This window comes from Clostridium pascui (assembly GCF_016908015.1).
Classification (GTDB): domain Bacteria; phylum Bacillota; class Clostridia; order Clostridiales; family Clostridiaceae; genus Clostridium_AK; species Clostridium_AK pascui.
Genome location: NZ_JAFBDB010000004.1, coordinates 26977 through 51302, shown reverse-complemented (window position 1 = coordinate 51302; position 24326 = coordinate 26977). Strand labels below are relative to the sequence as shown.

The 24326-nt window shown below is 31.7% G+C and carries 26 protein-coding genes; 23 read left to right on the top strand and 3 right to left on the bottom strand.

The genetic code is table 11. From position 1 onward, the window contains the following. Positions 1-41: 41 nt before the first annotated feature. A complete protein-coding gene (locus JOC70_RS10900) occupies positions 42-1547 on the top strand; it encodes a 4Fe-4S dicluster domain-containing protein (protein WP_204598926.1) in 1506 nt (501 codons plus the stop codon). A gap of 119 nt (positions 1548-1666) precedes the next feature. On the opposite strand, the gene JOC70_RS10895 is transcribed toward JOC70_RS10900, so the two are convergent. Continuing rightward, positions 1667-1963 carry a L,D-transpeptidase gene (locus JOC70_RS10895; protein ID WP_341534893.1) on the bottom strand — a complete coding sequence of 99 codons (297 nt, stop codon included), beginning with the start codon at positions 1961-1963 and terminating at the stop codon, positions 1667-1669. 156 nt (positions 1964-2119) lie between these two features. Here JOC70_RS10895 and JOC70_RS10890 point away from each other — a divergent pair, with 156 nt between their 5' ends. The 7 genes from JOC70_RS10890 to JOC70_RS10860 all read left to right on the top strand — a co-directional run bounded on the left by JOC70_RS10890 (position 2120) and on the right by JOC70_RS10860 (position 5462). Then, on the top strand, positions 2120-2620 hold the full coding sequence (locus JOC70_RS10890) for a DUF2947 family protein (protein ID WP_204598925.1): 501 nt from the start codon (positions 2120-2122) through the stop codon (positions 2618-2620). Between the two features lie 152 nt (positions 2621-2772). Beyond that, positions 2773-3252 carry a hypothetical protein gene (locus JOC70_RS10885; RefSeq protein WP_204598924.1) on the top strand — a complete coding sequence of 160 codons (480 nt, stop codon included), beginning with the start codon at positions 2773-2775 and terminating at the stop codon, positions 3250-3252. A 73-nt stretch (positions 3253-3325) separates the two neighbouring features. Then, the gene (locus tag JOC70_RS10880; protein ID WP_204598923.1) at positions 3326-3571 is read left to right on the top strand and encodes a hypothetical protein; all 246 of its coding nucleotides are present in this window, start codon (positions 3326-3328) and stop codon (positions 3569-3571) included. A 218-nt stretch (positions 3572-3789) separates the two neighbouring features. Beyond that, positions 3790-4191 carry a hypothetical protein gene (locus JOC70_RS10875; protein ID WP_204598922.1) on the top strand — a complete coding sequence of 134 codons (402 nt, stop codon included), beginning with the start codon at positions 3790-3792 and terminating at the stop codon, positions 4189-4191. A gap of 257 nt (positions 4192-4448) precedes the next feature. Next, positions 4449-4781 (top strand): hypothetical protein, encoded by a 333-nt coding sequence (locus JOC70_RS10870; RefSeq protein ID WP_204598921.1) that lies wholly within the window; start codon positions 4449-4451, stop codon positions 4779-4781. 4 nt (positions 4782-4785) lie between these two features. Then, the gene (locus JOC70_RS10865) at positions 4786-5085 is read left to right on the top strand and encodes a hypothetical protein (RefSeq protein ID WP_204598920.1); all 300 of its coding nucleotides are present in this window, start codon (positions 4786-4788) and stop codon (positions 5083-5085) included. Positions 5086-5129: 44 nt separating this feature from the next. Continuing rightward, positions 5130-5462 carry a hypothetical protein gene (locus tag JOC70_RS10860; protein WP_204598919.1) on the top strand — a complete coding sequence of 111 codons (333 nt, stop codon included), beginning with the start codon at positions 5130-5132 and terminating at the stop codon, positions 5460-5462. Between the two features lie 108 nt (positions 5463-5570). On the opposite strand, the gene pdxR is transcribed toward JOC70_RS10860, so the two are convergent. Next, positions 5571-6974 (bottom strand): MocR-like pyridoxine biosynthesis transcription factor PdxR, encoded by a 1404-nt coding sequence (gene pdxR / locus JOC70_RS10855; RefSeq protein ID WP_204598918.1) that lies wholly within the window; start codon positions 6972-6974, stop codon positions 5571-5573. A 170-nt stretch (positions 6975-7144) separates the two neighbouring features. Here pdxR and JOC70_RS10850 point away from each other — a divergent pair, with 170 nt between their 5' ends. From JOC70_RS10850 to JOC70_RS10840, 3 genes are all read left to right on the top strand, one after another. Continuing rightward, a complete protein-coding gene (locus JOC70_RS10850) occupies positions 7145-7573 on the top strand; it encodes a DUF2000 domain-containing protein (protein WP_204598917.1) in 429 nt (142 codons plus the stop codon). A 23-nt stretch (positions 7574-7596) separates the two neighbouring features. Then, positions 7597-8910 (top strand): APC family permease, encoded by a 1314-nt coding sequence (locus tag JOC70_RS10845; RefSeq protein ID WP_204598916.1) that lies wholly within the window; start codon positions 7597-7599, stop codon positions 8908-8910. Positions 8911-9358: 448 nt separating this feature from the next. Further along, positions 9359-9616, top strand: a complete 258-nt coding sequence (locus JOC70_RS10840; protein ID WP_204598915.1) for a M48 family metalloprotease — start codon at positions 9359-9361, stop codon at positions 9614-9616. A gap of 22 nt (positions 9617-9638) precedes the next feature. Here JOC70_RS10840 and JOC70_RS10835 read toward each other — a convergent pair whose 3' ends face one another. Next, positions 9639-10037 (bottom strand): L,D-transpeptidase, encoded by a 399-nt coding sequence (locus JOC70_RS10835; RefSeq protein ID WP_204599212.1) that lies wholly within the window; start codon positions 10035-10037, stop codon positions 9639-9641. A gap of 163 nt (positions 10038-10200) precedes the next feature. Between JOC70_RS10835 and JOC70_RS10830 the strand changes: the two genes are divergently transcribed. From JOC70_RS10830 to cuyB (JOC70_RS10775), 12 genes are all read left to right on the top strand, one after another. Next, positions 10201-10518, top strand: coding sequence for a hypothetical protein (locus tag JOC70_RS10830; RefSeq protein ID WP_204598914.1), 318 nt, complete (start codon positions 10201-10203; stop codon positions 10516-10518). A 150-nt stretch (positions 10519-10668) separates the two neighbouring features. Beyond that, positions 10669-11820: an amidohydrolase gene (locus JOC70_RS10825; protein WP_204598913.1), complete on the top strand. Its 1152-nt coding sequence runs from the start codon at positions 10669-10671 to the stop codon at positions 11818-11820. A gap of 184 nt (positions 11821-12004) precedes the next feature. After that, a complete protein-coding gene (locus JOC70_RS10820; protein ID WP_204598912.1) occupies positions 12005-13804 on the top strand; it encodes a MutS family DNA mismatch repair protein in 1800 nt (599 codons plus the stop codon). 259 nt (positions 13805-14063) lie between these two features. Then, entirely contained in the window at positions 14064-14714 is a 651-nt protein-coding gene (locus JOC70_RS10815; RefSeq protein ID WP_204598911.1) for a beta-eliminating lyase-related protein, read from the top strand. 18 nt (positions 14715-14732) lie between these two features. Next, positions 14733-16331, top strand: a complete 1599-nt coding sequence (locus JOC70_RS10810; protein WP_204598910.1) for an ATP-binding protein — start codon at positions 14733-14735, stop codon at positions 16329-16331. Then, positions 16324-17019: a response regulator gene (locus JOC70_RS10805; RefSeq protein ID WP_204598909.1), complete on the top strand. Its 696-nt coding sequence runs from the start codon at positions 16324-16326 to the stop codon at positions 17017-17019. Before JOC70_RS10810 ends, JOC70_RS10805 begins: the two co-directional genes overlap by 8 nt. Before the next feature lie 317 nt (positions 17020-17336). Continuing rightward, positions 17337-18512 (top strand): NAD(P)-dependent malic enzyme, encoded by a 1176-nt coding sequence (locus JOC70_RS10800; protein WP_204598908.1) that lies wholly within the window; start codon positions 17337-17339, stop codon positions 18510-18512. 23 nt (positions 18513-18535) lie between these two features. Continuing rightward, positions 18536-19795 carry a dicarboxylate/amino acid:cation symporter gene (locus JOC70_RS10795; protein ID WP_243429108.1) on the top strand — a complete coding sequence of 420 codons (1260 nt, stop codon included), beginning with the start codon at positions 18536-18538 and terminating at the stop codon, positions 19793-19795. A gap of 36 nt (positions 19796-19831) precedes the next feature. Beyond that, positions 19832-20533 carry a cysteate racemase gene (gene cuyB / locus JOC70_RS10790; RefSeq protein WP_204598907.1) on the top strand — a complete coding sequence of 234 codons (702 nt, stop codon included), beginning with the start codon at positions 19832-19834 and terminating at the stop codon, positions 20531-20533. A gap of 26 nt (positions 20534-20559) precedes the next feature. After that, positions 20560-21972, top strand: coding sequence for an aspartate ammonia-lyase (locus JOC70_RS10785; RefSeq protein WP_204598906.1), 1413 nt, complete (start codon positions 20560-20562; stop codon positions 21970-21972). 259 nt (positions 21973-22231) lie between these two features. Then, a complete protein-coding gene (locus tag JOC70_RS10780; protein WP_423880674.1) occupies positions 22232-23470 on the top strand; it encodes a dicarboxylate/amino acid:cation symporter in 1239 nt (412 codons plus the stop codon). Positions 23471-23519: 49 nt separating this feature from the next. Beyond that, on the top strand, positions 23520-24221 hold the full coding sequence (gene cuyB, locus JOC70_RS10775; RefSeq protein ID WP_204598905.1) for a cysteate racemase: 702 nt from the start codon (positions 23520-23522) through the stop codon (positions 24219-24221). The last annotated feature ends 105 nt before the right edge of the window (positions 24222-24326 follow it).

Sequence of the window (24326 nt, the reverse complement as noted above, 5' to 3'; positions counted from 1 at the left end):
TAAGACGGAAATAAAAGAAAACTACGGAGGAAAAATTTATTATGAAAGAAAGCTATGTTAATCTGATTAATATTAGGAGAAAGGTATTTTCCACCATTGCGAAAATGGCATACGATGGTTCTGATTTAAGCGAATTAGAGAAAGCATCTTTTGAAATTTTACCTAATGAGGTAGGTATATATAGAGATAGTATATTTAGAGAAAGAGCAATAGTGGACGAGCGACTAAGACTAACAATGGGTTTAGATGCAAGAAAACCAACTGAATATCACCGTGTTACTGATGGGATTTCTGAAGTAGATGTGGATAAAACTCAATTTATTGAGCCTTTGGTAAATGTTATTACCCATGCATGTGAAGCATGTCCGACTAAAGCCTTTTATGTAACAGACAATTGTCGAAAGTGCTTGGCTCATCCATGTACTAATGTATGTCCGACAAATGCAGTTTCTATAGGAAAGAACAGAGCAATTATTGATCAGGACAAATGTATTAAATGTGGTAGATGTAAGGAAACTTGCCCATATAGTGCAATTGTAAAATATGAAAGGCCTTGTGCCGCTGCATGTGGTGTTAATGCAATAGATAGTGATTATTTAGGAAGAGCTCAGATAAACAGAGACCGATGCGTATCCTGTGGAAGATGCATTACTCATTGTCCTTATGGAGCCATTGCAGATAAGTCTCAAATATATCAGCTAATCAAATCACTAAAGACTAATACTCATATGTATGCCATAATAGCTCCCTCATTTTTGGGACAGTTTGGACCATTAGCTTCTCCGGTTCAAATATTTGAGGGTATAAAACAGCTTGGCTTTAGAGATGTGGTAGAGGTAAGCTTGGGAGCTGATATTACTACTCTTCACGAAGCAAAAGAATTTCTTGAAAAAGTACCGAATGATATTCCTTATATGGGAACAAGTTGTTGCAATTCTTGGACTTTAATGGTTAAAAAGCTATTTCCCGATCAATACGAATATATATCTGACTCTGCTTCTCCGATGGTTGAGACTGCAAAGTATATTAAGAAAATTGACCCAGATGCAAACATAACATTTATAGGACCTTGTATTTCCAAGAAGTTAGAAGCATTAAGAGAAGATGTTAAGGACTACGTACATTTTGTAATAACCTTTGAGGAACTTATGGGTATGTTTGTTGCTAAGGGAATAGAATTATCAGAAATAGAAGTGTCTAAAGAAATACAAGATGCTTCAACATTAGGTCGAGGATATGCTATAGCAGGGGGAGTAGCTGAAGCAGTAAAAAACACTGCTTTGATTATTGATCCTTCAAGGGAAATTAATATAGAAGGTGTATCAACTTTACATGAATGTGTAAAGCTTATGAAGATAGCAAAATCTGGGAAAAAGAATGGATATTTGCTTGAAGGTATGGCATGTCCTGGTGGTTGTATTGCTGGACCGGGAACAATAGCATCAATGAATAGAGTTAAAAAGGCAGTAATAAATTTTAAAAATGAGTCTGAATATAAAACTCCATTTGATAATGATATTATTGATAAAAAATTAAGAAATAAATAAAATGTCATAGTTTAAGAACTTGCCTATAAATATATAAATAAAATATAAGGTTCATATTAATGTAGCTTAGTATACATTAATATGAACCTTATATTTTATTATAACATCAGATTAAAAGACTACTGATTAATAATTTGTACAGGTGTTCCAATAGGAACTGTATTAGCAAGTTCCCAAACATCTTTATTGTGCATTCTTATACATCCATTAGATACTCTTGTTCCAATAGATGCTGGATTATTTGTTCCATGTATTCCGTATCCTGGTTTATTTAAACCTAGCCATCTAACTCCAAAAGGTCCGCCAGAATTAACAGCTCTATTTATTATCTTAAAGCTTCCTAATGGAGTGGACGTAGACGGTTTACCGAGTGACTCGATACCTGGGTAAATATAACTTTGGAATAAAATGCTTATAGTATTTAAAAGAAGTCCTTTGTATAATTGTAATATATTACATAATGATATTTGGGAGTTTCAAGGTGTAAATATGAATATCATAATTTTATAAATTGCATTGTTAAACTGCAAACAAGAAATACATAAGAAATTTTTATTTTATGAGGTAACAACATGAAAAAGAATAAGTGTGATATATATGGTAGTAAATATGAACGTATGGATAGTTTTAGATATAATTGGTGGTTTTATGATGAGAGTATCAGAGTTCGTGATGAGGAAATAACAATGATAAAGCCACTAACCGAAATATATAGTAAATTATTATGGGAAAAATACATTAATACAGAAAAACGTCATGTAATGTTACTTGGAAAGAATGAATTACATCCACTACAAAGAATAGAATATAACTGGCAGGATGATTGGAATATAAATGAGTATAAAAATATGAGAAAGTGTTTGAGATATGTTTTGTCTTATAAAGATGAGGATGTAATATTTATACTCTATATGAAGGAAATATCGATAGAAACCACTTGGAGTATTTTCTTAAAGCATTGGATAAACTTTCTCTTTGAAGATGAGGGAGTAATTGTTGTCAATGAAAGAAATGAAAATATCATAGTATTTAGAAATGGAGCTTTATTTGTAGGAAAAAGGGATGAAATATAAATTACATTAAATTCCTTTGATTATATTTACAAGAAATGGACTATAGTATTCTTATATTAAGTCTGAATAGTATTATATTTGACACAACCGAAATTTATTTTGTATATAGATTTAAGTTGTGTGTATAAATTTCTTGAAGGAGATATTTAAAGATGGGAGTATATAATCTTGAGAAATGGGCATGGACTACAGATGACTTTGAGCAAATGATTTGGCATGATTGTAAAATCCATGCAATTGCATTTGATGAATTTAATTTCAAACTTTTATTTGATATTGATTATATATTTAAATGGGTTGGTCCAGATGAAAATGGTTATTATAGATTTTGGATTTCACCAGCGACACTAATTTTTGAAAATGTATATGATATAGATATTAATTTAAGTTATGGATTAGGAACAATTATAGAAGATATTGTAAGAACTAATCCAAGTAAGCCTCGTAACAACAATTATATAAAGAAGAACATCGAATGGGAATGGATTATTGAAACTACAAACGGTCAAATTAGCTTTAAGTCTATTGGATACACTCAGCATATAAGAAAAGCTCCAGAATATAAAAAAAATCAAGAGATTCAGTTTGAGGAGCGTGGTGGCTATTCATTTAAAGTTGAAAACACTAAATAATTTTGGTCAAAATTTTCTTATACCATGAACAATTGTAAGGTATTGTCAAATAATAATTTAGGGGATGAGATACATGGATAATGAAAAATTCATTGGATATATTGGAGACTATAGAATACATGATAGTAAAATAAAAGCAATTGAGTCAGACAAAGCTAATATTCAAGTATCTTTAATAAGTGAGGATAGAGAGAGTATTATAATAAAGTTTGTAGAAGTAAAATCAGTCAAGTCTAATAGTCCAGAAGGTATGATAATCTATTCAATAAGTGAGATGAAAGAGCAACTACCATTCCGTAAATTTGTATTCGTAAATTGAAATGAGGAAGATGATTCTTCGCTTGAAATAGTTGCACAGGATTATATAATCCAATAAATAGATTCAGTGTTAAGACGTAATATTCTTATATTGTATCACAACAGTATATTTAGATGAACTAAAGAAACTGGTTTAAGTTTTCATTAATAAGATGTAAAATTACTAACTTAACTTGGTATCCACATAATTTTATCAGTAATTTTGAAAGGAATTTTGCTATGAAAGACAATTTTGCTGTAAATAAGAAGATAAGGCTATCGATATATTCATTACCCCAAATTATTTATGTGAAATACAGCATTTTAGCATGGTTTTTAATTGTTTTAATTAATGGACTTTCCATCTCTTTTATCTATTTATTATGGAATGCAAGAGATATAATTCCCGAAGAATTGCTGAGTTTTCTAATATTTCTAGTCTTTATTATATTGACTATCTATGTAGATACGGATGTTCTACATGCAATAATGAAGAAACAGTTTATTGAGATTTCAGATAAATCTATTAGAGTTAAAAAGCTTACGAGCGATAGGTCATTTGATTGGTCTGAAATAAAGTCAATAGAAGAAATGTATAGTATAAAATTTCACATCTTAATTGGTGTTAAACTCAAGAAATGAGATAATGATAAGACATCCTTACTAAAAAGAAATATTACTATAAATTTCAACAAATTTGCTAATATCGAAATTGAAGAGTTTTTTGAAGTTATTTACAGAAAGAAAAGCAGTAATTTTAGAATAAGATTTTAAATAGCAATCTGGCTATGTGTACTAATTGAGTGTAAGGTAGCAATGAATAATATTTTTAAGTGGTGATATAACGGTAAATTATTATGAACCAACTATAAGATTTTATAAATTTGGAGAGTGTTAAAATGAAATTTAAAGTTAATCCATATATAGGAGCAGAACCAATTCTACTTGGTATGACAAGTGAGGAGATTGAAAATGTAATGGGGATTAAAGCAATAAAATTCAAGAAGTCCCCATTTAGTGAAATGCTCACTGATGATTTTCAGTGTTTTCACGTATACTATAAATCTAATGGAGAGTGTGAAGCAATAGAGTTTTTTCAACCTGCTGATTTAGTTTTTAATGAAAATTACTTAATTGGAGAACCATATCAAGAGGTTGAAAATTTGTTTAAGTCAATCGACAATACAATTGAAATAAACGATTGTGGTTTTATATCATATAAATTTGGATAAGGAAATGGTGATTATAGCCTGTATTAAATGCGGTTATTTAAAGGAACGAATACTTCTATATAATAAAGAACACTTGGATCTATGGCTACAAGTTTCATGTTGCGGACATATTTTATGGGCTTTAAATGAAGAGCATTTAGATTACTTGGATGGTTTTGTAAAGGCGACATTAAGAGAAAAAGTTAAGGATGATTTAGGATGGCATAATCAAAGTATTGTAAGTAGGCTTCCTAAATGGATTCAGGACTCAAAAAATAGTGAGGAAGTTTTAAATGGTATTTCAAAATTAAGAAAAATGTTATGATGAATAATATTTGCACATTATAAATTAAATAGGGAGATAATTCTATGCAATGCTTTTGTAAAGAACAAAGTTATGATTTAGTGGTTGAGGCAGATTTTGTTGTAGATCCAATTTGGTGCGGAAAATGTGGCTGTAATCTTAATTTAGAGGAAATTCCTCTGACTGAAAAATTAAAAGACGAATTGATGAGTTGGGTACAAGCGTATTCTAAATCAGTGATTGATGAACCAGGGTATATTTATGAAGTAACACATCAGCATAATAAAAATGGTATAAAATTGGCAGAGAAGGTACAAAGCGAACTTGGTGCTAAATATACAATCTCTTTTCTATTGCTAAAACATATGCTGTCTTATGTGTTGAAACGCCTCTATTAACCTCAAAAACGAACCCATTAGTACTTTTTTTAAAGCATTTATGCTTTAAAGATTAATAAACTAATGCAATACACTTTATCTAAGAAGGTAGTATTGTAAGTGAACATACTATTTCTTATTTAGAGCCATACTTAGCCTTTTAATTCCTTCCTTAATTTCTTCATGTGTCAAATTTCCGTATCCCATAATAATTTTATTTAGATGTATACTTTTTTTAATTGTATGAAGCTCAACTGGATAAACTCGGACTCCGTGCTTTAGTATTTTATTCATCACTTCATCAGAAAACTTAATAGCTATAAACTCTCCAATCAAATGCAGACCAGTGGCATCGCCAAGGATATTGATACTATCTTTAAAATAGAGTTCCAGACATTTTATAAGAGTTTCTCTACGTTTTTGATATATCTTTTTCATTTTTCTGATATGTCGTTCTAAGTGTCCTTCCTCAATAAAACGAGCAAGAGTAAGTTGCTCAAGTGATGGAGTATGCAAATCAGTAAACCACTTAAGATTTCTGCAGCGTTCTATAAGTTGGAAAGGAAGTATTAAATATCCAAGGCGAAGTGCAGGTGATAAATTCTTGCTAAATGTGCCAATATAAATAGCTTTACTTGGATCTAAACCCTGTAGGGAACTAATTGGAGTTCCATTATAGCGGAATTCGCTATCATAGTCATCCTCAACAATATAACATCCTGAGGTTCGTGCAAGCTGAATCAGTTGGAGACGTCGTTGTACAGGTAATATACCTCCAAGTGGAAACTGATGGGATGGAGTTACGAAAACAAAACTTGGTTTCTTGTACTTTGAAATTAACTCTGTCTTCATTCCGTATGCATCTACTGGTATAGGACATAAAGAAGCACCTGCTGAAGAAAATATTGTTTGAATTTCATGGGTCACTGGATCCTCAATAATGACTTCATCACCTGGTGAAATTAGAAGTTTAGCTACAAGAGATAAAGCCTGCGTTGCTCCAGATGTAATAACTAACTGCTCCGGCTTACAGCGAACCCCTCTTGTTTTCAATAAATAATTACATAAAGCCTGTCTTAATTCCAAACGCCCCTCAGGATTGCCATATCCAAATGCAGAGGAAGTGCTTTCGTTATAAACAGATTGAGATAATTTTCCCCATATTTTCTTAGGGAACAAATGTAAATCTGGTATACCTGAACGGAAATCAATTATATCACTTTCAGTGTTCTTAGATTCTGCATCATCAATAAGAGATAGTGGAGGCTCAATTGATGCTTGCTCCCACAAAAGTCCCTCGGTAACGAAAGTGCCGGATCCTTGACGGCTTTCTATATATCCTTCAGCATATAACTGCTCATACGCCTCTAAGATAACATTTCTTGAAACCTTTAATTCTGAAGCTAATTCACGAGTGGCGGGAAGACGCTCTCCTGCTTTTATCTCACCGCTTAATATTCCTGTGCGAACTTGTTCATAAATTTGTCTTATTAAAGGTATATCAGATGATTTGTCGATATTTATCCATAGCATAAAATAAGTTCCTCCTTAGAATTGGTACCATGAAAATAAGCTGTCATTGGCACTACATCAAACCACTTTATGGTGATATTATACAATAAACGAGTTCAGTATAACAACTCATAAATAGTGAACATTGTTTTACTACAAATTGTTTTAAAAGATGGAGGATGTAAAGTGCTATGGAAAACAAAGAACAAGTAACAAAATGTGTAATGGTTATAAATTCAGAGCTGCCACTTGGATTAATTGCTAATACTGCAGCGGTATTAGCCCTTACCTTAGGCAAAAGAATAGAAGGTATTATTGGTCCGGATGTGCTTGATGGTTCAGGTAATTACCATATTGGAATTACGACCACCCCTATTCCAATTTTAAAAAGCGATAGTGAAGGCATTAATGTGCTGAGGGATAAAGTAGCTACAAAAGATTTTTTCGATCTATTGGTGGTAGATTTTTCAAATGCTGCTCAAACTACAACAACATATGAAGTATATACAGAGAAAATATCAAAATTAACAACTAATGACTTAGAATACTTGGGAGTAGCTATTTATGGTGATAGAAAAAAAGTCAATAAATTAACTGGAAGTATGCCGCTATTAAGATAATATTCTAGAAGGGATTGATAGAGATGAATTTAAATAGAAATCTTGGTTTTAAGGAAGCAACAGCTCTGGGCATAGGTGCTATGGTAGGTGCTGGTATTTTTGTCCTCAGTGGTGTAGCAGCAGGGAAGGCAGGGCCAGCTGTGATAATTTCATTTATTTTAGCCGCCATACTTGAGATTCTTTTGGGTTTATGCTATGCGGAACTAGCATCAAAATATCCCAAAGCAGGCGGATCCTATGAATATGTAAGAGAAACAATGGGACCCTTAATAGGTACATTAATAGGATGGGCTTATTGGGGTGCATGGCTAGCGGCAAGTAGTTTTGTTTCTAAAGGATTTGGAAGCTATTTGAACTTGCTAACTGGTGCACCACCAACCCTGAGTGCCATAATACTTCTACTTATATTGGGTATTATTAATGTATTAGGAGTTAAGTTCAGTGGGGTTATTCAAGTAGCTATAGTAATTGTTGAAATTGCTCTATTATTAAGCTTCTTTGCTTTAGGTTGGTCGCATGTAGATTCTACATTATACACTCCTTTTGCACCTAACGGAATAAAAGGGATATTATCAGCAGCACTAGTTGGCTTCTTATCAATGGTTGGTTGGGACGGCATTGTAGCAGCAGGTGAGGAGATTAAAGATCCTAAACGTACAATCCCTTTAGCTATTTTTTCCTCAATAGGAATTGTTTTATTACTTTATTTAGGTATGCTTTATATATCTACTGGAGTGGTTTCGTGGAAAGAACTTGGAGCTTCACCAGTACCTGTAGCTCTATCTAGTAAACAATTTTTAGGGGATTTTGGACCTGCTTTAGTTAATATTGTTATTGTAATTACTTTACCTGCAACAGCAAATGCGTTTATACTCTCAATTTCAAGAACTGCTTTTGCCATGGGACGTAATAGATTGCTACCTGAAAAAGTTGCTTTTATCCATCCGCGTTTTCAAACTCCTATATGGGCAATTGCATTAGGTGTAGGTATACAGATCTTGTTTACATTATTTAGCTCTATTAATATAGCAGTATCTGCAACTGGATTTTTGTACCTGATTACTTTTATATTCACAATGATTGCCTTTTTTATATCTAGGCGTAAAGCATCTATGATGGAAATAAAAGAGCATTTCCAGGCTCCGTTCTATCCATTAACTCCAATTTTAGCTTTAGGAATCTGCATCGCTTTATTAATACCAATAGGAAGCTCGGGCTTAATTACAGGAACCATATGGTTACTGATAGGAATTGCATTATACTTTATTCGGTATAATGCAATTAAACAACCTAAGCAGCTATCTAAAATTACCAACTGGAATACTAAAAAATTATAGAAGTATATGTAGAGTGTTATAATGGCATATAAATATTCACCTGTATAGTTTTATTCATAATTTACCGCTTCTTCCTTCAACTTAATATAGAATTTAATTTAATATGTTGATATTCTTACTTTGATATAATGTAAATATGTTGATATTCTTACTTTGATATAATGTAAATTTTTTAGAAGGGAGTATTTTATGCCTATCACTTTAGTAATGAGATAGTTGATTCATAAAGATGAAAAGAAATATTTTACTCTAGCTTTAATAGGCAGTATCATTGGTTATGGATTTTTATTATTTTCTATTGTAGGATTTATTTTTATCTTATTTTTTGCAGGACTCTCATGGTTTCTTCATGGGTTAATGATGGCTCAACTCAGGAGTAAAGGGGGGGCGATTAAGCTGCAATCAATTTCCAGAGGTTTTTGAAAAAGTAAGAGAACTATGTAAGGCTATGAAAATACAAAAGATTTACGATGTTCATGTTGTTGAATCTGGTGGAATATTAAATATCATTGCCCATGAATTGGCCCATATTAAGCGTAATCATATAATTAAGCAAACGTTGATTTTACCAGCTATGTGGATTCCTTTTCTTGGAGAAACTTATTCTAAATCCTGCGAATATACTTGTGACAGAATGGCTGCTAATTATAGCCTTGACGATTTAATAATCAAAGAAACAGGAATTAGGAATAAGGTACTAGGGTAAACACCTAGCACCTAATAAAAGACTACTGATTAATAATTTGTACTGGTGTTCCAATAGGAACTGTATTGGCAAGTTCCAAAACGTCTTTATTGTGCATTCTTATACATCCATTAGATACTCTTGTTCCAATAGATGCTGGATTATTTGTTCCATGTATTCCATACCCTGGTTTATTTAAACCTAGCCATCTAACTCCAAAAGGTCCACCGGGATTAACAGCTCTATTTATTATCTTAAAGTTTCCTAAAGGAGTAGGGGTAGAGGGTTTACCAACCGCTACAGGATATGTCTTAACTACATTATTACCAGAGTATAAAGTTAAGGTGAGGTTTTTAGTATTAATTACAATTCTATAGTTTCCTTGCCTATAGTTTGATTGAGTTCTAAAATTATAACTTTCCTTTGAAAATTGACTACCCATAATGTAAGGGCAAATAAACATAAAGTAACCTCCAATAAATACTACATAAGTATTATATTCATGATCATAGAAATAAGTTAATAAATATTAACATACAATATATGGAAATAATGTAAATAATATTATATAATATTTATAAAAGTTAAAGTTGTGGGGTGATATTATGAAAAACATTGTTAAGGATATAGGTATTGGAAGTATATCTATATTTTTATTTATATTGTCTATAGGTTTTTCTATAAGTTTTAAGGGGGCTCCCGCAGTTGGTGACTTGGTTTTACAGTCAATAGGATTAAAAGCTTGGTCCCATGAAAATGGAGGACTTCATTATACTATACTTTATTCACTAGGCATGCTTTATTTATCTTGGCTTATAGGAAACAGCTTTCCCAATCATTTATGGGCTTCCATAGGCAGAAAACTATCTATAGCTTTAAGTCTATGTATAACTGCATTAATACTTGTATCCACCTCAATATGATATACTAACTAAAGTACCTTTGTTTGAAATAAGCTGATTCAGTGATGTATAATAGCCATATGATACTTTACTATTTAGTTTAAAGTTTGCTTACATAATGCATTTGCAACTCATTTAATATTATTATTGTAGGAAATTAGGGGGGTAAAAATGTTAATTAAAAATGGAAAGATAATTACTATGACAGGAAAAGTCTATGAAAGTGGATGTATACTAATAAAAGATGGTAAGATAATAGAGATATTAGAACATATAGAAGAAAAGGACGAAAAGGTTATAGATGCAAAAGGAGGATGGGTCATTCCTGGTATAATTGATGCTCACTGTCATGTTGGAATATTTGAGGAAGGAATTGCGTTTGAGGGAGCAGATGGTAATGAAATGACAGATCCAATAACTCCACATCTTAGAGCAGTAGATGCAATAAACCCTATGGATAGTGCTTTTGAGGATGCGAGAAGCTCTGGAATAACTACAGTTATGACAGGGCCTGGAAGTGCAAATGTAATAGGTGGACAGTTTGTAGTTATGAAAACTTATGGAGTTTGTATCGATGATATGGTTATAAAAGATTCAGCAGCTATGAAAATAGCCTTTGGTGAAAATCCTAAAAGAGTATATCATGGCAAAGGAAAGACTCCTTCCACAAGAATGGCTACAGCGGGACTTTTAAGAGAAACTTTGGTTAAGACTAAAAATTATATGGAAAAAAAGAACTCTGCAAAGATTAAAGGAGACAGCTTTGAGGTAGATCTTAAGATGGAAGCATTAATACCTGTACTTCAAAAGAAGATACCTCTTAAAGCACATGCTCATAGAGCAGATGACATATTAACTGCAATAAGAATAGCAAAGGAATTTGATGTAAATTTAACTTTAGAACACTGCACTGAGGGAGAATTTATAGCTAAATATATAAATAAAGCTAATGTACCTGCAGTAGTAGGGCCAACTTTGACCTCTAAAACAAAGGTAGAAACTAGAAATAAGTCCTTTAAAACTCCAGGAGTTTTACATAAGGAAGGGGTAAAAATAGCTATAATGACGGATCATCCTGTAATACCTATTCAATATTTACCTTTATGTGCGGGACTTGCAGCTAAAGAAGGACTTGGAATAGATGAAGCACTAAAAGCTATCACAATAAATGCAGCTGAAATAGCAGGAGTAGATGATAAAGTTGGAAGTATAGAGATAGGAAAAGATGCGGATATAGCTATCTTTGATGGCAATCCTTTGGAAGTATTTACAAACACGCTTTATACTATAATAAATGGAGAAGTTGTGTTTCAAAAATACTGATAAGCTTTTGTTAGATACTCATCAATAATTAATTGTTTAACTTGGGACGTATTTGATATTAAAATCCAGGTGCATTTTTCTAGTCCATAGTCACTAATCCTTAGCTAGACGTTAGTGACTATCACTTTAAATAAAATCAAAGTAAACCTAAAGCTTGATGGTAAATAGAAAAGGAGACTTAGTAATGGCTTCCTATGAAAAAAGAAAATCAAAGTATGAAACTTTACTTATAAAGCAAAGGCAACTTGCAAACTTTATAAGTACTTTAAGAATTATTATATTTGTAGCGGGATTATTTTTTACAATGTATCTTTACTACAAACTTAGAAGTGAATACATATCTACTATTGTATTTTTAGCTTCAGTTGTAGCGTTTGGAATATTAGTATACTGGCATGATAAGGTTATAACTTACAAGAATACTTTAGAGAATATATACATATTAAATGACAAGGGAACGAAAAGAATAAGTGATAAATGGAGAGATTTTGAGGATAAGGGAGATGAATTTATAGATACAGAGCATCCTTATACCTATGATCTAGACATATTTGGTAAGAGTTCATTGTTTCAAAAGATAAACGAGACTAATACTTTTTTAGGAAGAAAGAGATTAGCAGCGGTGCTTTCTGGACTTAACTTTTCAACGAAGGAATTATATAAAAGGCAGGAAGCTATTAAGGAATTAAGTAAGAAAATTGGATTTAGAGAAAGATTTATAAGTGAAGCTATGATAAATAAAGGAGAATATAAAGACCCAGAAGGACTCTTTAAATGGGGAAAGGAAAAAATGCCAATATATGAAAGTATGGCTATGTTCCTAGGTACAAGGATAATCTCACTAATTTCAATAGCTCTTATAATAATATTTTTTATGGGAATAGTTCCTTATAGAGTGCCGCTTACAGCATTATTAATTGAAGGAATATTACTCTTACCTGGCGGAGGTAAAAGAGGTGGGGCATTAGGTACTGTATTTAAATATAAAAAAAATATAAGAAATTATTACAATTTAATAGCTCTTTTAGAAAAACAAAGTTTTAAATCGTCATATTTAAAAGAACTGCAAGAAAAATTAAAAAGTGGTAGCAATACAGCAATAAAAGGAATAGACGAATTTTATAAAATTTCTAGCCTTACAGGGGATAGAGCTAACATGATGTATATGCCTATAAATATAATCTTCCTATTAGATTATTATATAATATTCCGTCTTGAAAGGTGGAAATCTAAATCAGGAGAAAAGCTTCAGGATTGGCTTGAAGCAATTGCAGAGTTTGAGGCTTTAATGAGTTTAGCTGTACTTTGCTATGAAAATGAAACTTGGACTATGCCAGAGTTTAAGGAGGAAGGACTTTTATTTGAAGGCAAAAATATAGCACACCCTCTTTTAAGTAATAACAGGATTTCAAATGATGTGAAAATAAATGATAAAAATAAAATTCTCTTAATAACGGGATCTAATATGTCAGGAAAAAGTACTTTCTTAAGAACTGTAGGTATAAATACGGTACTGGCTTATACAGGAGCACCCATTTGTGGTGAAAGGCTTACATTAAGCCCAATGAAAATATATACTTGTATGAGAATAAGTGATAATTTAGAAAAGAATATATCATCCTTTTATGGAGAATTGCTAAGAATAAATACTATAGTAAAGGCAGTAGAGAAAAGGGAACCTATACTCTTTTTGTTAGATGAAATATTTAAAGGTACCAACTCATTAGATAGGCATACTGGGGCTAAAATTCTTATAAATAAAATGAGTAAAGAAAATGTAATAGGTCTTGTATCAACTCATGATTTAGAGTTAGGAGATTTAGAAAAGAGCAATAGAGTTGTGAAGAACTATAATTTCAGAGAGTACTATAGTGAAGGTAAAATACATTTTGACTATAAACTAAGAGAAGGAATATCCAAAACAAGAAATGCAATCTATCTTATGAAACTTGCAGGTATAGATTCAGAAGAAGAGACATTATAGCACATATTTTTAGTATGTGCTTATTTTTATTGATAAAATTAAGAGGAGCTGGTTTATATAAAATCAAGGATAGAATATGCATGATTTTCGCTACATATAATTAATACATAAAAGTTTTAAATGGCTAAAATATTCTTTTGTAATAAGTTATATAAGGCAGTAAATTTTGAAGGAATTTTGAGGGGAATATTGAATTAGTACTATGGAATAATATTTCAATGATTTAAAATATACTGATTATAAATTGGGGGAATAATTTATGAAAAGTGCTGTATCAGATTGCTATGAGCCTAAATATGGTGAACCGTTAAGAATAATTCCTAAAGCACAGAGGGAGCAAGCTATAAAAAGAGCAGGATATAATACATTTCTTTTAAAGCCAAAAGAAGTATATATAGATTTATTGATACATAATAAGATAAATAATAACAAATTAAAAAAGGATATAACAAATAGTCAAAGTTCAAATTGTAACTATGATAAATATAGATTAGAACAAGTAGAATATCTTGCAGAAAGACTTGAAAAGGCTTCAATACCAATAATAAGTTCTGGAGGAGGCCATGCGGTTTTTTTAGATGCCAAAAGGTTTTTACCCAATATTCCACAGTCGCAGTTCCCGGCACAAGCACTTGCAGCAGCATTATATGTAGATTCAGGAGTAAGAGGCATGGAAAGAGGAACAGTTTTTGCAGGAAGAGATAGTACAACAGGAAAAGAACGCACACCAAAGTTAGAGCTTGTAAAGCTTACCATCCCCCAAGGGATTTATACCTATGCCCATTTGGATTATGTAGCTGAAGCTATAATGTCTTTATATAAAAAGAGAAATGAAATCAAAGGGTTCAAATGGGAATATGAGCCTAAAATTTTAAGGTTTTTTACAGGTAGATTTAGTGTAATAGAATAAACTTTAGAAGGTACACATATGAAAAAAGAAGGATTAAAGCTTAGAACAAAAATTAGTGCATTAAATATAAGTGTGGTAGTTATTTCTCTAGTAGTTACCATAGTTTTAATATATCAAATGAGGATGTCTTGGATAACAAAAGAGGCAGAAATTAATTTGATGAATATAAGTAAAATCATATCTAAATCACCATTTATAGTTAATGGATTGAAAAATAAAAAAGATTCAGATGAAATGCAAAGTTATGTAAAAGAAATAGTAAGGTCTGGTAAACACGTAGATTCGATAAGTATAGTAGATTTAAATGGAAATACTTATGCAAATTCTGATTTTGAAAAAATGTATGAGACGAATGTTCAGGGAATATCGGAATTAGCTTCCATACAAAATAAAGAAATTTTAGAGGATAAAATAGAAAGCTTTGGAAAGCTTATAATATCATTTGTTGTAATAAGGGATGAAAAGGAAGACCCCATAGGTTTTGTAATGGCAAAAGTATTAACTAAAAATATAGGAATAGCTGGATATGAAGTAGTTATAACATTAATTCTTGTAATACTTTCAGGACTACTTATAGGAAGCGTTGGATCACTTATAATATCAGAGAGTGTAAAGGAATCACTTTTAGGATATGAAGCAGAGCAAATTTCCAAGCTGTTTATACAAAAGCAGGAGGTATTAGACTCATTAGATGATGGTATAATTGCAGTGGATGATAGTTTAAAGGTAACCTTTTATAATAAGGGTGCTTTAAATATTCTAAAAATAGATGAAGATAAAATGGGAGAAAATATTATAAATATCATATCGAATTTCAATCTATCTCAGGTATTTAAAGATGGGGAACCTCAATATAATAAGGAAATAGTTATAAATAATACAATAGTTGTTATAAATAGGATTCCAATAAAAAATAAAGATAAAGTTATAGGAGTAGTGTCAATATTTAGAGATAAAACTGAAATCACAAAGCTTGCTGAGGAGGTAACAGGAGTAAGACAAGTAGTAGAAGCACTAAGAGCTAATAATCATGAATTTATGAATAAACTTCATGTGATTTTAGGACTTATTCAAATAGGTGAAACTGATGAGGCAAAAAAATATATAGTTAGTCAAACCAAGGAGCAGCAGCAAAAGGTAACTCTTGTTATGAATAAAATAGAAGACTCAACCATTGCAGCTCTTATGCTTGGCAAAATAAGCAGAGCAAAGGAAATGGGAGTAGAGCTTTATATTGACTCAAATAGTAATCTTAAAAGAACAAAGGGAAGAGTTAATAGCCATGCATTAGTCACCATAATTGGGAACTTGCTTGAAAATGCTATAGAAGCAGTGAGTATAAGTGATAAGGAAAAGAAAGAAATAAATATACTTATAGAGGAAGACTCATATGCTATTTTAATAGATGTAAAAGATACAGGTATAGGAATATCTAAGGAAAATTTATCAAAGGTGTTTCATAATGGGTTTTCAACCAAGGGTGAAAATAGGGGAAAGGGACTTATGCTTTTAAAACAAATTGTTGAAAATTTAAATGGTAAGGTAGAAGTTTTTTCTAATGTAGACGAAGGATGTCAATTTAAAGTATACATTACAAAGGAGGCAAAGAATGATTAACGTACTTATAGTAGAGGATGATCCAATGGTAGCGCAAATAAATAAAAGATACACGGAAAGCATAGAAGGATTTAAAGTAATTGGGGTTTGCAGTAATGGAAATGAAGCATTAAATACAATAAAGACCAAACAAATGCAATTAGTTATACTAGACTTATATATGCCAAAATTGGATGGAATAGAATTCTTAAAAGAAATTAGAAAACAGCATATAATGACAGATGTAATAATGGTAACAGCTGCACACGAAACAAATAAATTAAATGAAGTATTAAAGCTCGGTGCTATAGATTATCTTGTAAAACCCTTTGAATATGATAGGTTTAAGGAGGCATTAAATAAATTTAAATTAAGATATGAGCTTTTAAAAGAAAAGTCTACTCTAAATCAAGAAGATATAGATAAGATAACAAGCCAAAATTCCTTAAGTTTAGGCGAAGAATTTCAAAAGGGCATAAATGAGAGAACTTTATATAGAATAAAAAAGTTTATAAAGGATTATAAAGAGGAATATTTTACTTCAGAAGAAATAGCTGAAGGAATGAAATTATCTAGAGTTACCATAAGAAGATATCTAGAATATATGTCATCATTTGGTGAACTAATAAGAGACATAGAATATGGAGAAGTGGGAAGACCAAAAACTAAATATAAAATTTCGATAGATAATAAATTCACAATCAAATAATATATAAAAAAAATTAGTGAAATTAGGTATGTGTGAAAGTTGCAAAGAACTAATAAAAGTGCTTTGTAACTTTTAATTTTTGCAAAAATATATATATTTAAAATTCACAACTGCTTTAAATTGATAAAGTTCATGTGTAAACGTTAACGATAATAACATAAGTTACAAAACAATTGCAATACTTATGTAATATAGAAACTGTTAGAAAATTAGGATAATATATATTTAAGCAATAAATATACAAAAAATATCAATTGGCCAATTGATTTATATTAGGAATGATTATGTACTTAAGTTTAGAATTAAAGGGGGATATTATGGATTATAAAGAAATGAGCCTAAAGCTTCACGAAGAAAAGTGTGGTAAGGTAGAAGTTATATCTAAAGTTACAGTGAAAAATAGAGAAGATTTAAGTATTGCTTATACTCCTGGGGTAGCAGAACCCTGTAGAAGGATATATGAAGATGTAGAGAATGTATATAAGTATACAGCTAAAAAGAACTTAGTTGCAGTAGTTACAGATGGAACAGCAGTACTCGGACTTGGAGATATAGGACCAGAAGCTGCTATGCCAGTTATGGAGGGAAAGGCGATATTATTCAAGGAATTTGCAGATGTAGATGCATTTCCTATATGCTTAGATACAAAGGATGTAGAAGAAATAATAAAGACAGTTAAGTACTTATCCCCAACCTTTGGAGGAATAAACTTAGAGGATATTTCAGCGCCAAGATGTTTTGAAATAGAAAAAAGGCTTAAAGAAGAGCTTGATATACCTGTATTTCATGATGATCAGCATGGTACAGCTATAGTGGTTTTGGCAGGCCTTCTAAACGCATTAAAACTTGTAGATAAAAAGATAGAAAATGCAAAGATAGTTATAAATGGAGCAGGCTCTGCTGGAATATCTATATGTAAGCTTTTAATGGCAAGAGGAGCAAGAGATATTATTATGTGTGACTTAAAGGGAGCTTTGGTAGAAGGAGAAGAGTGGATGAACAAAGCTCAAGTAGAAATTGCAAAGGTTACAAATAGAAGTTTTGAAAAAGGCACATTAAAAGATATTATAAAAGAAAAAGACGTATTTATCGGAGTTTCAGGACCCAATGTATTAAATGCAGAGATGGTTTCTACAATGAATAAAGATTCTATAATTTTTGCTATGGCAAATCCTGCACCTGAAATCCTTCCAGAGGAGGCTAAAAAGGGTGGAGCAAGGGTTGTAGCTACAGGAAGATCTGATTATCCAAATCAAATAAATAATGTACTTGTTTTTCCTGGAATATTTAGAGGGGCGTTAGATGTACGAGCAAGAGAAATAACAGAAGAAATGAAACTTGCAGCAGCAGAAGCAATTTCAAGTATTGTTAAGGATGAAGAATTAACTGAAACATATATAATTCCAGACCCATTTAATAAAGAGGTAGTAAAAGCTGTTTCTAGAAAAGTAGGAGAAATAGCCATAAAAACTGGTATTGCTAGAATAAAATAATAAATATTATAGGGGGCGATCAAATGGGTAAAAAGAAAATTAGTCTTGTAACCAAAATAATGCTAGGTTTAATACTTGGAGTAATAATAGGATTATTTTTTACATCCTCACCTAAAATTGCTACAAACTATATAAAGCCCATAGGGACATTATTTTTGAACCTTATTAAAATGACTATAGTTCCATTGGTATTTTCATCCTTGGTGGTTGGGGCAGCAAGTGTTGGAGACGTTAAAAAACTTGGTAGAATTGGCGGAAAGACTATGATTTATTTCTTTGGAACTACTGCCATAGCGATAATCATAGGATTAGTTCTTGCCAACATATTTAAGCCTGGAGTTGGTGTGACATTGATAGCGGGAGCTCAGCAAAAGGCTACTGAAGCACCATCTTTAATTCAAACATTACTTGATATTGTTCCAACAAATCCAATAGATGCACTTGCTAAAGGAAATATGCTTCAAATTATATTCTTTGCAGTATTTACAGGAGTAGGAGCAACTTATATTGGGGAAAAAGGAGAAGCTTACTTAAAGTTTTGTGATAGTTTAGCTGAAATAATGTATAAGTTAACTGAAGTAATAATGAATGTAGCACCTTATGGAGTGTTTGCACTTATAGTTCCTGTCATTGCAACTAATGGACCAGCGGTACTGATCCCACTAATCAAAGTAATATTAGTTTGTTATGCTGGTTATATATTACATGCAATAATAGCGTACTCATTTTCTGTTAGTATGTTTTCAAAAATATCACCACTGGAATTTTTAAGGGGAACTTCAGCGCCAACAGCTATAGCATTTAGCACAAGCAGTGGAGCAGGAACTTTACCTGTAGCTCTTAAAACAGTAAGAGAAAAATTTGGGGTATCAGAAGGAATAGCAAGTTTTGTACTTCCGCTAGGTACTACAATAAATATGGATGGAACAGCAATATATCAAGCAGTTTGTGCAATATTTATTGCGCAGGCTTATGGAATTTCATTATCGGTTTCACAGCAAATAACTATACTCCTTACAGCACTACTCGCTTCAATTGGAACAGCAGGAGTTCCAGGAGCAGGATTTATGATGCTAATGATGGTTTTATCTTCTGTAGGTCTTCCGCTTGAAGGAGCTGCATTAATTGCTGGTATAGATAGAATACTTGATATGGGAAGAACTGCTGTAAATGTTACAGGAAATGTAGGAGCGTGTATTGTAATTGCAGGAACTGAAAGTGAAATAGACTATAGTAAGGCTTCGATAAAAAATAAGAATAGCTTTAAAAATGCAGAAGTTTAAAATATATAAAATCATGTTCTTAATTGGGGGATTAATATGAGTAAAACTGTTGGCATTTTAGGAGGAATGGGACCTCAAGCAACTTGTGATTTGTTTAATAAGATTATAAGTTATACAAAGGCTAAAAGTGATCAGGAAAATATTCACTTACTTATAGATAATAATGTGGAGATTCCTGATAGAACGAACTACATTCTGGGTAAAGGAGAAAATCCAATAACACCTATGGTAGAAACAGTAGTAAAACTTAGAAATGCTGGAGCAGAGGTGATTATAATTCCTTGCAACACAGCACATTATTTCTATAATAAGCTTACAGAAGCTGTTGAGATACCTTTTATAAATATGATTGAAGAAGTTGGAAGGTATATTTATGAAAGTTATGGTAAGTGTAAAGCGGGGCTTCTTGCTACAACAGGAACTTATGAGGGTAAAGTGTATGAAAATTATTGTGCAAAGTATAATATAGAAATTATTTCGCCAAAGGATGAGGATAAAAACTTTATTTTAGATTTAATTTATAAGGTTAAAGCAGGAGATATAAATTTTAATATAGACAAAATAATAGAAGTATTAAATGGATTTAAACATAATGGAGTTAATACGATAATACTTGGATGCACAGAGCTTCCATTGGTGTTCGATAGTTTAGATAAAGAGCTATTTAAAGACTTTAATTTTATATCATCCACAGATGTTTTGGCAAAGAGGACAGTAGAACTCGCTAAAGCTAATTAATAATTAATATTTAGGGGGATTTTAAAATGAGATATAGAATAGAAAGTGACTCAATAGGAGAAAAAGAAGTTCCGATAAATGCTTATTATGGAGTACAAACTTTAAGGGCCTATGAAAATTTTAATATAACAGGACGTAAAATTCATCCGCAGCTTATAAAAGCATTAGCTGAAATAAAAAAAGCAGCAGCTATAACAAATATGGATATTGAACTCTTAAATAGAAAAGTTGGAAATGCTATTGTGAAAGCTTGTGATGAAATTATAAAGGGTAATTATCATGAAGAGTTTATAACAGATGCTGTACAGGGCGGCGCAGGCACATCAATGAACATGAATGCAAATGAGGTTGTAGCAAATATAGCTATAGAAATCCTTGGAGGGGAAAAAGGAGATTACAGCGTAGTTCATCCTAATGATCATGTCAACATGGGACAATCTACAAATGATGTTATACCAACAGGCGGCAAAATCGCAGCTATAAGATTATTAAATGAATCTTTAATACAGTTAAATGCCTTAGTAGACGCCTTACTAAACAAATCACAAGAGTTTGATCATGTAATTAAGATGGGAAGAACTCAACTTCAAGATGCAGTTCCAATAAGACTTGGACAGGAATTTAAGGCATATGCAGATGCAGTAAAAAGAGATATAACTAGAATTAAGAGATCTATGGAAGATTTAAGACATGTAAGCATAGGGGCAACTGCTATAGGAACTGGAATAAATGCTGATGAAGAATATGTAAAAAATGTAACTCCTAATTTAAGCATAGTTACAGAATTAGAGCTTGCACAATGTGATGATTTAATAGATGGTACTCAAAACCTAGATACCTTTGCAGCGGTATCTGGAGCTTTAAAAGTTTGTGCAATAAATTTATCTAAAATATCAAATGATTTAAGATTATTATCTTCGGGGCCAAGAACAGGCATAGGAGAAATTAATCTTCCGGCAAAACAAAATGGATCATCTATAATGCCTGGTAAGGTTAACCCGGTAATACCTGAAGTAGTTAGCCAAGTAGCATTTAATATAATAGGAAATGATATGACAATTACTATGGCAGCAGAAGCAGGACAGTTAGAGTTAAATGCCTTTGAACCAGTGCTTTATTATAACCTATTTGAATCCATAGAAACTCTTACAAATGGAGTTAAAACCTTTATAGAAAACTGTGTAAATGGCATCACAGCAAATGAAAAGCGTTGTAAGGACTTAGTTGAAAATAGTGTAGGTATAATAACTGCCATATGCCCACATGTAGGGTATAAAAATTCAGCTAAAATAGCTAAAACTGCTATAAAAACTGGAGAATCTGTAAGAGAACTTATATTAAAGGAAGGTTTATTAAAGGAAGCGGAACTAGATGTGATATTTGATGCATATGGTATGACTGAACCAGGGATATCGGGGAAGGAACTCTTAAGGAAATAGAAATAAGCATACAAAAAAGAAGTTTGCGATAAGCAAACTTCTTTTTTATATGCCTTACTAAGAAGTGTATACATATACAAGGTTTATTTGCAGGAAAAATTAAAATTACATGCAAAAATACAAGATGTATTAAGTTTTTGATGGACAAGACAACGGTGAAACGCAAGTTTTTCGAAATAAATTTTCAAAATTTAGGAATTAATGTAATGCTGAAATAATATATATTTAATTGAAAATCTAATACAGGGGGCGCGTTCAAATGAAAGAAAGGAAGATGAGTCTTGTAACAAAAATAATGATAGGCTTAATACTTGGAGTAATAGTAGGATTATTTTTCACTTCATCACCTAAATTTGCTTCAGATTATATAAAGCCTATAGGAACACTATTTTTAAATCTTATTAAGATGACTATAGTTCCATTGGTGTTTGCATCTTTAGTAATTGGTGCAGCAAGCGTTGGAGATATTAAAAAGCTTGGCAGAATTGGAGGAAAGACCATACTTTATTTCTTCTTAACTACGGGAGTAGCTATAGCTATAGGATTAGTTCTTGCAAATGTATTTAAACCTGGAGTAGGAGTTAAGCTTATAGCGGGAGCTCAGCCAAAAGTAAATCAGGCACCATCATTAATTCAAACATTAATTGATATTATTCCAACAAATCCAATAGATGCACTTGTAAAGGGAAATATGCTTCAAATTATATTCTTCGCAATTTTTACAGGAGTATCGGCAACTTATATTGGAGAAAAGGGAGAAGTGTATCTAAAGTTCTGCAATAGTTTAGCTGAAATTATGTATAAAATAACTGAAATGATAATGAATTTAGCACCTTATGGAGTGTTTGCACTTATAGTTCCTGTTATTGCAGCTAACGGTCCCAAGGTATTACTTCCATTAATTAAATTAATACTTGTTTGTTATGCAGGCTTCATATTACATTCAATATTAGTTTACTCACTTTCTATTAAAGCATTTTCAAAAATATCACCAGCTGAGTTTTTTAAAGGAGTTTCAGGTCCAGCAGCCTTAGCGTTTAGCACAAGCAGTAGTTCTGGAACATTACCTTTAACTATCAAAACTGTTATGGAGAAGTTTGGTGTATCCGAAGGAATAGCAAGTTTTGTGCTTCCTTTAGGTGCAACAATAAATATGGATGGAACAGCTATATATCAAGGAGTAAGTGCAATATTTATTGCTCAAGTGTATGGAATAGCATTGACACCAGGGCAGCAAATTACTGTACTTTTAACAGCACTCCTAGCCTCTATTGGTACAGCAGGGGTTCCAGGGGCAGGATTTATGATGCTCATGATGGTTTTATCTTCTGTAGGGCTGCCACTTGAAGGTGCTGCCTTAATTGCAGGTATAGATAGAATACTTGATATGGGAAGAACATCCGTAAATGTTATAGGAGATGTAGCAGGGTCCATAGTAGTTGGTGCTACTGAAAATGAGATTGATTATGACAAAGCTTATATAAAGAATAATTCTTAAGTGTAAGAGAGTGAGATATACGAAATAATTTTTATGTTGAGGGAGGAAAATGAGCAAAATTGTAGGGATTTTAGGAGGAATGGGGCCTCAAGCAACCTGTGACTTGTTTAGTAAAATTATAAGTTATACAAATGCTAAAAATGATCAAGAAAATATTCATTTACTTATAGATAATAACGTAGAAATTCCCGATAGAACTAGCTATATTTTAGGGAAAGGAGAAAATCCATTAGTATACATGATAGAAACTGCAGTAAAATTGAAAAATGCTGGAGCACAGATTATTATAATGCCCTGTAATACAGCACATTACTTTTATGATAAGTTAACAGAAGCAGTAGAAGTGCCTTTTATAAATATGATTGAAGAAGTAGGAAAATATATTTATGAAAGCTATGGTAAGTGCAAAGTTGGACTTTTAGCAACTACGGGAACTTATAAAGGAAAAGTATATGAAACCTATTGTGGCAAGTATAATATAGAAATTATTTCGCCTGATAATGATGATAAGAACTATATATTAGATTTAATATATAGGGTTAAAGCAGGAGATATGAATTTTGATGTGCACAAGATAATTGAAATATTAAATAAGTTTAAAAATGATGCTGTTAATACAATAATACTTGGATGTACAGAACTCCCGATAGTATTTGATAGTTTAGATAAGAGTCAGTTTAAGGATTTTAATTTTATATCATCTACAGATATCTTGGCTGAAAGAACGGTGGATATAGCAAAAGGCAATTAAAATATAATATTTTATATTAAGGGAGGTTTTCTAAAGCACCTCCTTTATATTTTAAATATTAACAAATTATTTTCTAAAATGTTATGGTAAACTAAACCAAATTAA

What these genes read in the sequence shown, in the direction of transcription:
- JOC70_RS10900 (WP_204598926.1), top strand. Translation starts at nt 42, where the DNA reads ATGAAAGAAAGCTATGTTAATCTGATTAATATTAGGAGAAAGGTATTT.
- JOC70_RS10890 (WP_204598925.1), top strand. Translation starts at nt 2,120, where the DNA reads ATGAAAAAGAATAAGTGTGATATATATGGTAGTAAATATGAACGTATG.
- JOC70_RS10885 (WP_204598924.1), top strand. Translation starts at nt 2,773, where the DNA reads ATGGGAGTATATAATCTTGAGAAATGGGCATGGACTACAGATGACTTT.
- JOC70_RS10880 (WP_204598923.1), top strand. Translation starts at nt 3,326, where the DNA reads ATGGATAATGAAAAATTCATTGGATATATTGGAGACTATAGAATACAT.
- JOC70_RS10875 (WP_204598922.1), top strand. Translation starts at nt 3,790, where the DNA reads ATGAAAGACAATTTTGCTGTAAATAAGAAGATAAGGCTATCGATATAT.
- JOC70_RS10870 (WP_204598921.1), top strand. Translation starts at nt 4,449, where the DNA reads ATGAAATTTAAAGTTAATCCATATATAGGAGCAGAACCAATTCTACTT.
- JOC70_RS10865 (WP_204598920.1), top strand. Translation starts at nt 4,786, where the DNA reads ATGGTGATTATAGCCTGTATTAAATGCGGTTATTTAAAGGAACGAATA.
- JOC70_RS10860 (WP_204598919.1), top strand. Translation starts at nt 5,130, where the DNA reads ATGCAATGCTTTTGTAAAGAACAAAGTTATGATTTAGTGGTTGAGGCA.
- pdxR (WP_204598918.1), bottom strand. Translation starts at nt 6,974, where the DNA reads ATGCTATGGATAAATATCGACAAATCATCTGATATACCTTTAATAAGA.
- JOC70_RS10850 (WP_204598917.1), top strand. Translation starts at nt 7,145, where the DNA reads ATGGAAAACAAAGAACAAGTAACAAAATGTGTAATGGTTATAAATTCA.
- JOC70_RS10845 (WP_204598916.1), top strand. Translation starts at nt 7,597, where the DNA reads ATGAATTTAAATAGAAATCTTGGTTTTAAGGAAGCAACAGCTCTGGGC.
- JOC70_RS10840 (WP_204598915.1), top strand. Translation starts at nt 9,359, where the DNA reads ATGAAAATACAAAAGATTTACGATGTTCATGTTGTTGAATCTGGTGGA.
- JOC70_RS10835 (WP_204599212.1), bottom strand. Translation starts at nt 10,037, where the DNA reads ATGGGTAGTCAATTTTCAAAGGAAAGTTATAATTTTAGAACTCAATCA.
- JOC70_RS10830 (WP_204598914.1), top strand. Translation starts at nt 10,201, where the DNA reads ATGAAAAACATTGTTAAGGATATAGGTATTGGAAGTATATCTATATTT.
- JOC70_RS10825 (WP_204598913.1), top strand. Translation starts at nt 10,669, where the DNA reads ATGTTAATTAAAAATGGAAAGATAATTACTATGACAGGAAAAGTCTAT.
- JOC70_RS10820 (WP_204598912.1), top strand. Translation starts at nt 12,005, where the DNA reads ATGGCTTCCTATGAAAAAAGAAAATCAAAGTATGAAACTTTACTTATA.
- JOC70_RS10815 (WP_204598911.1), top strand. Translation starts at nt 14,064, where the DNA reads ATGAAAAGTGCTGTATCAGATTGCTATGAGCCTAAATATGGTGAACCG.
- JOC70_RS10810 (WP_204598910.1), top strand. Translation starts at nt 14,733, where the DNA reads ATGAAAAAAGAAGGATTAAAGCTTAGAACAAAAATTAGTGCATTAAAT.
- JOC70_RS10805 (WP_204598909.1), top strand. Translation starts at nt 16,324, where the DNA reads ATGATTAACGTACTTATAGTAGAGGATGATCCAATGGTAGCGCAAATA.
- JOC70_RS10800 (WP_204598908.1), top strand. Translation starts at nt 17,337, where the DNA reads ATGGATTATAAAGAAATGAGCCTAAAGCTTCACGAAGAAAAGTGTGGT.
- JOC70_RS10795 (WP_243429108.1), top strand. Translation starts at nt 18,536, where the DNA reads ATGGGTAAAAAGAAAATTAGTCTTGTAACCAAAATAATGCTAGGTTTA.
- cuyB (WP_204598907.1), top strand. Translation starts at nt 19,832, where the DNA reads ATGAGTAAAACTGTTGGCATTTTAGGAGGAATGGGACCTCAAGCAACT.
- JOC70_RS10785 (WP_204598906.1), top strand. Translation starts at nt 20,560, where the DNA reads ATGAGATATAGAATAGAAAGTGACTCAATAGGAGAAAAAGAAGTTCCG.
- JOC70_RS10780 (WP_423880674.1), top strand. Translation starts at nt 22,232, where the DNA reads ATGAAAGAAAGGAAGATGAGTCTTGTAACAAAAATAATGATAGGCTTA.
- cuyB (WP_204598905.1), top strand. Translation starts at nt 23,520, where the DNA reads ATGAGCAAAATTGTAGGGATTTTAGGAGGAATGGGGCCTCAAGCAACC.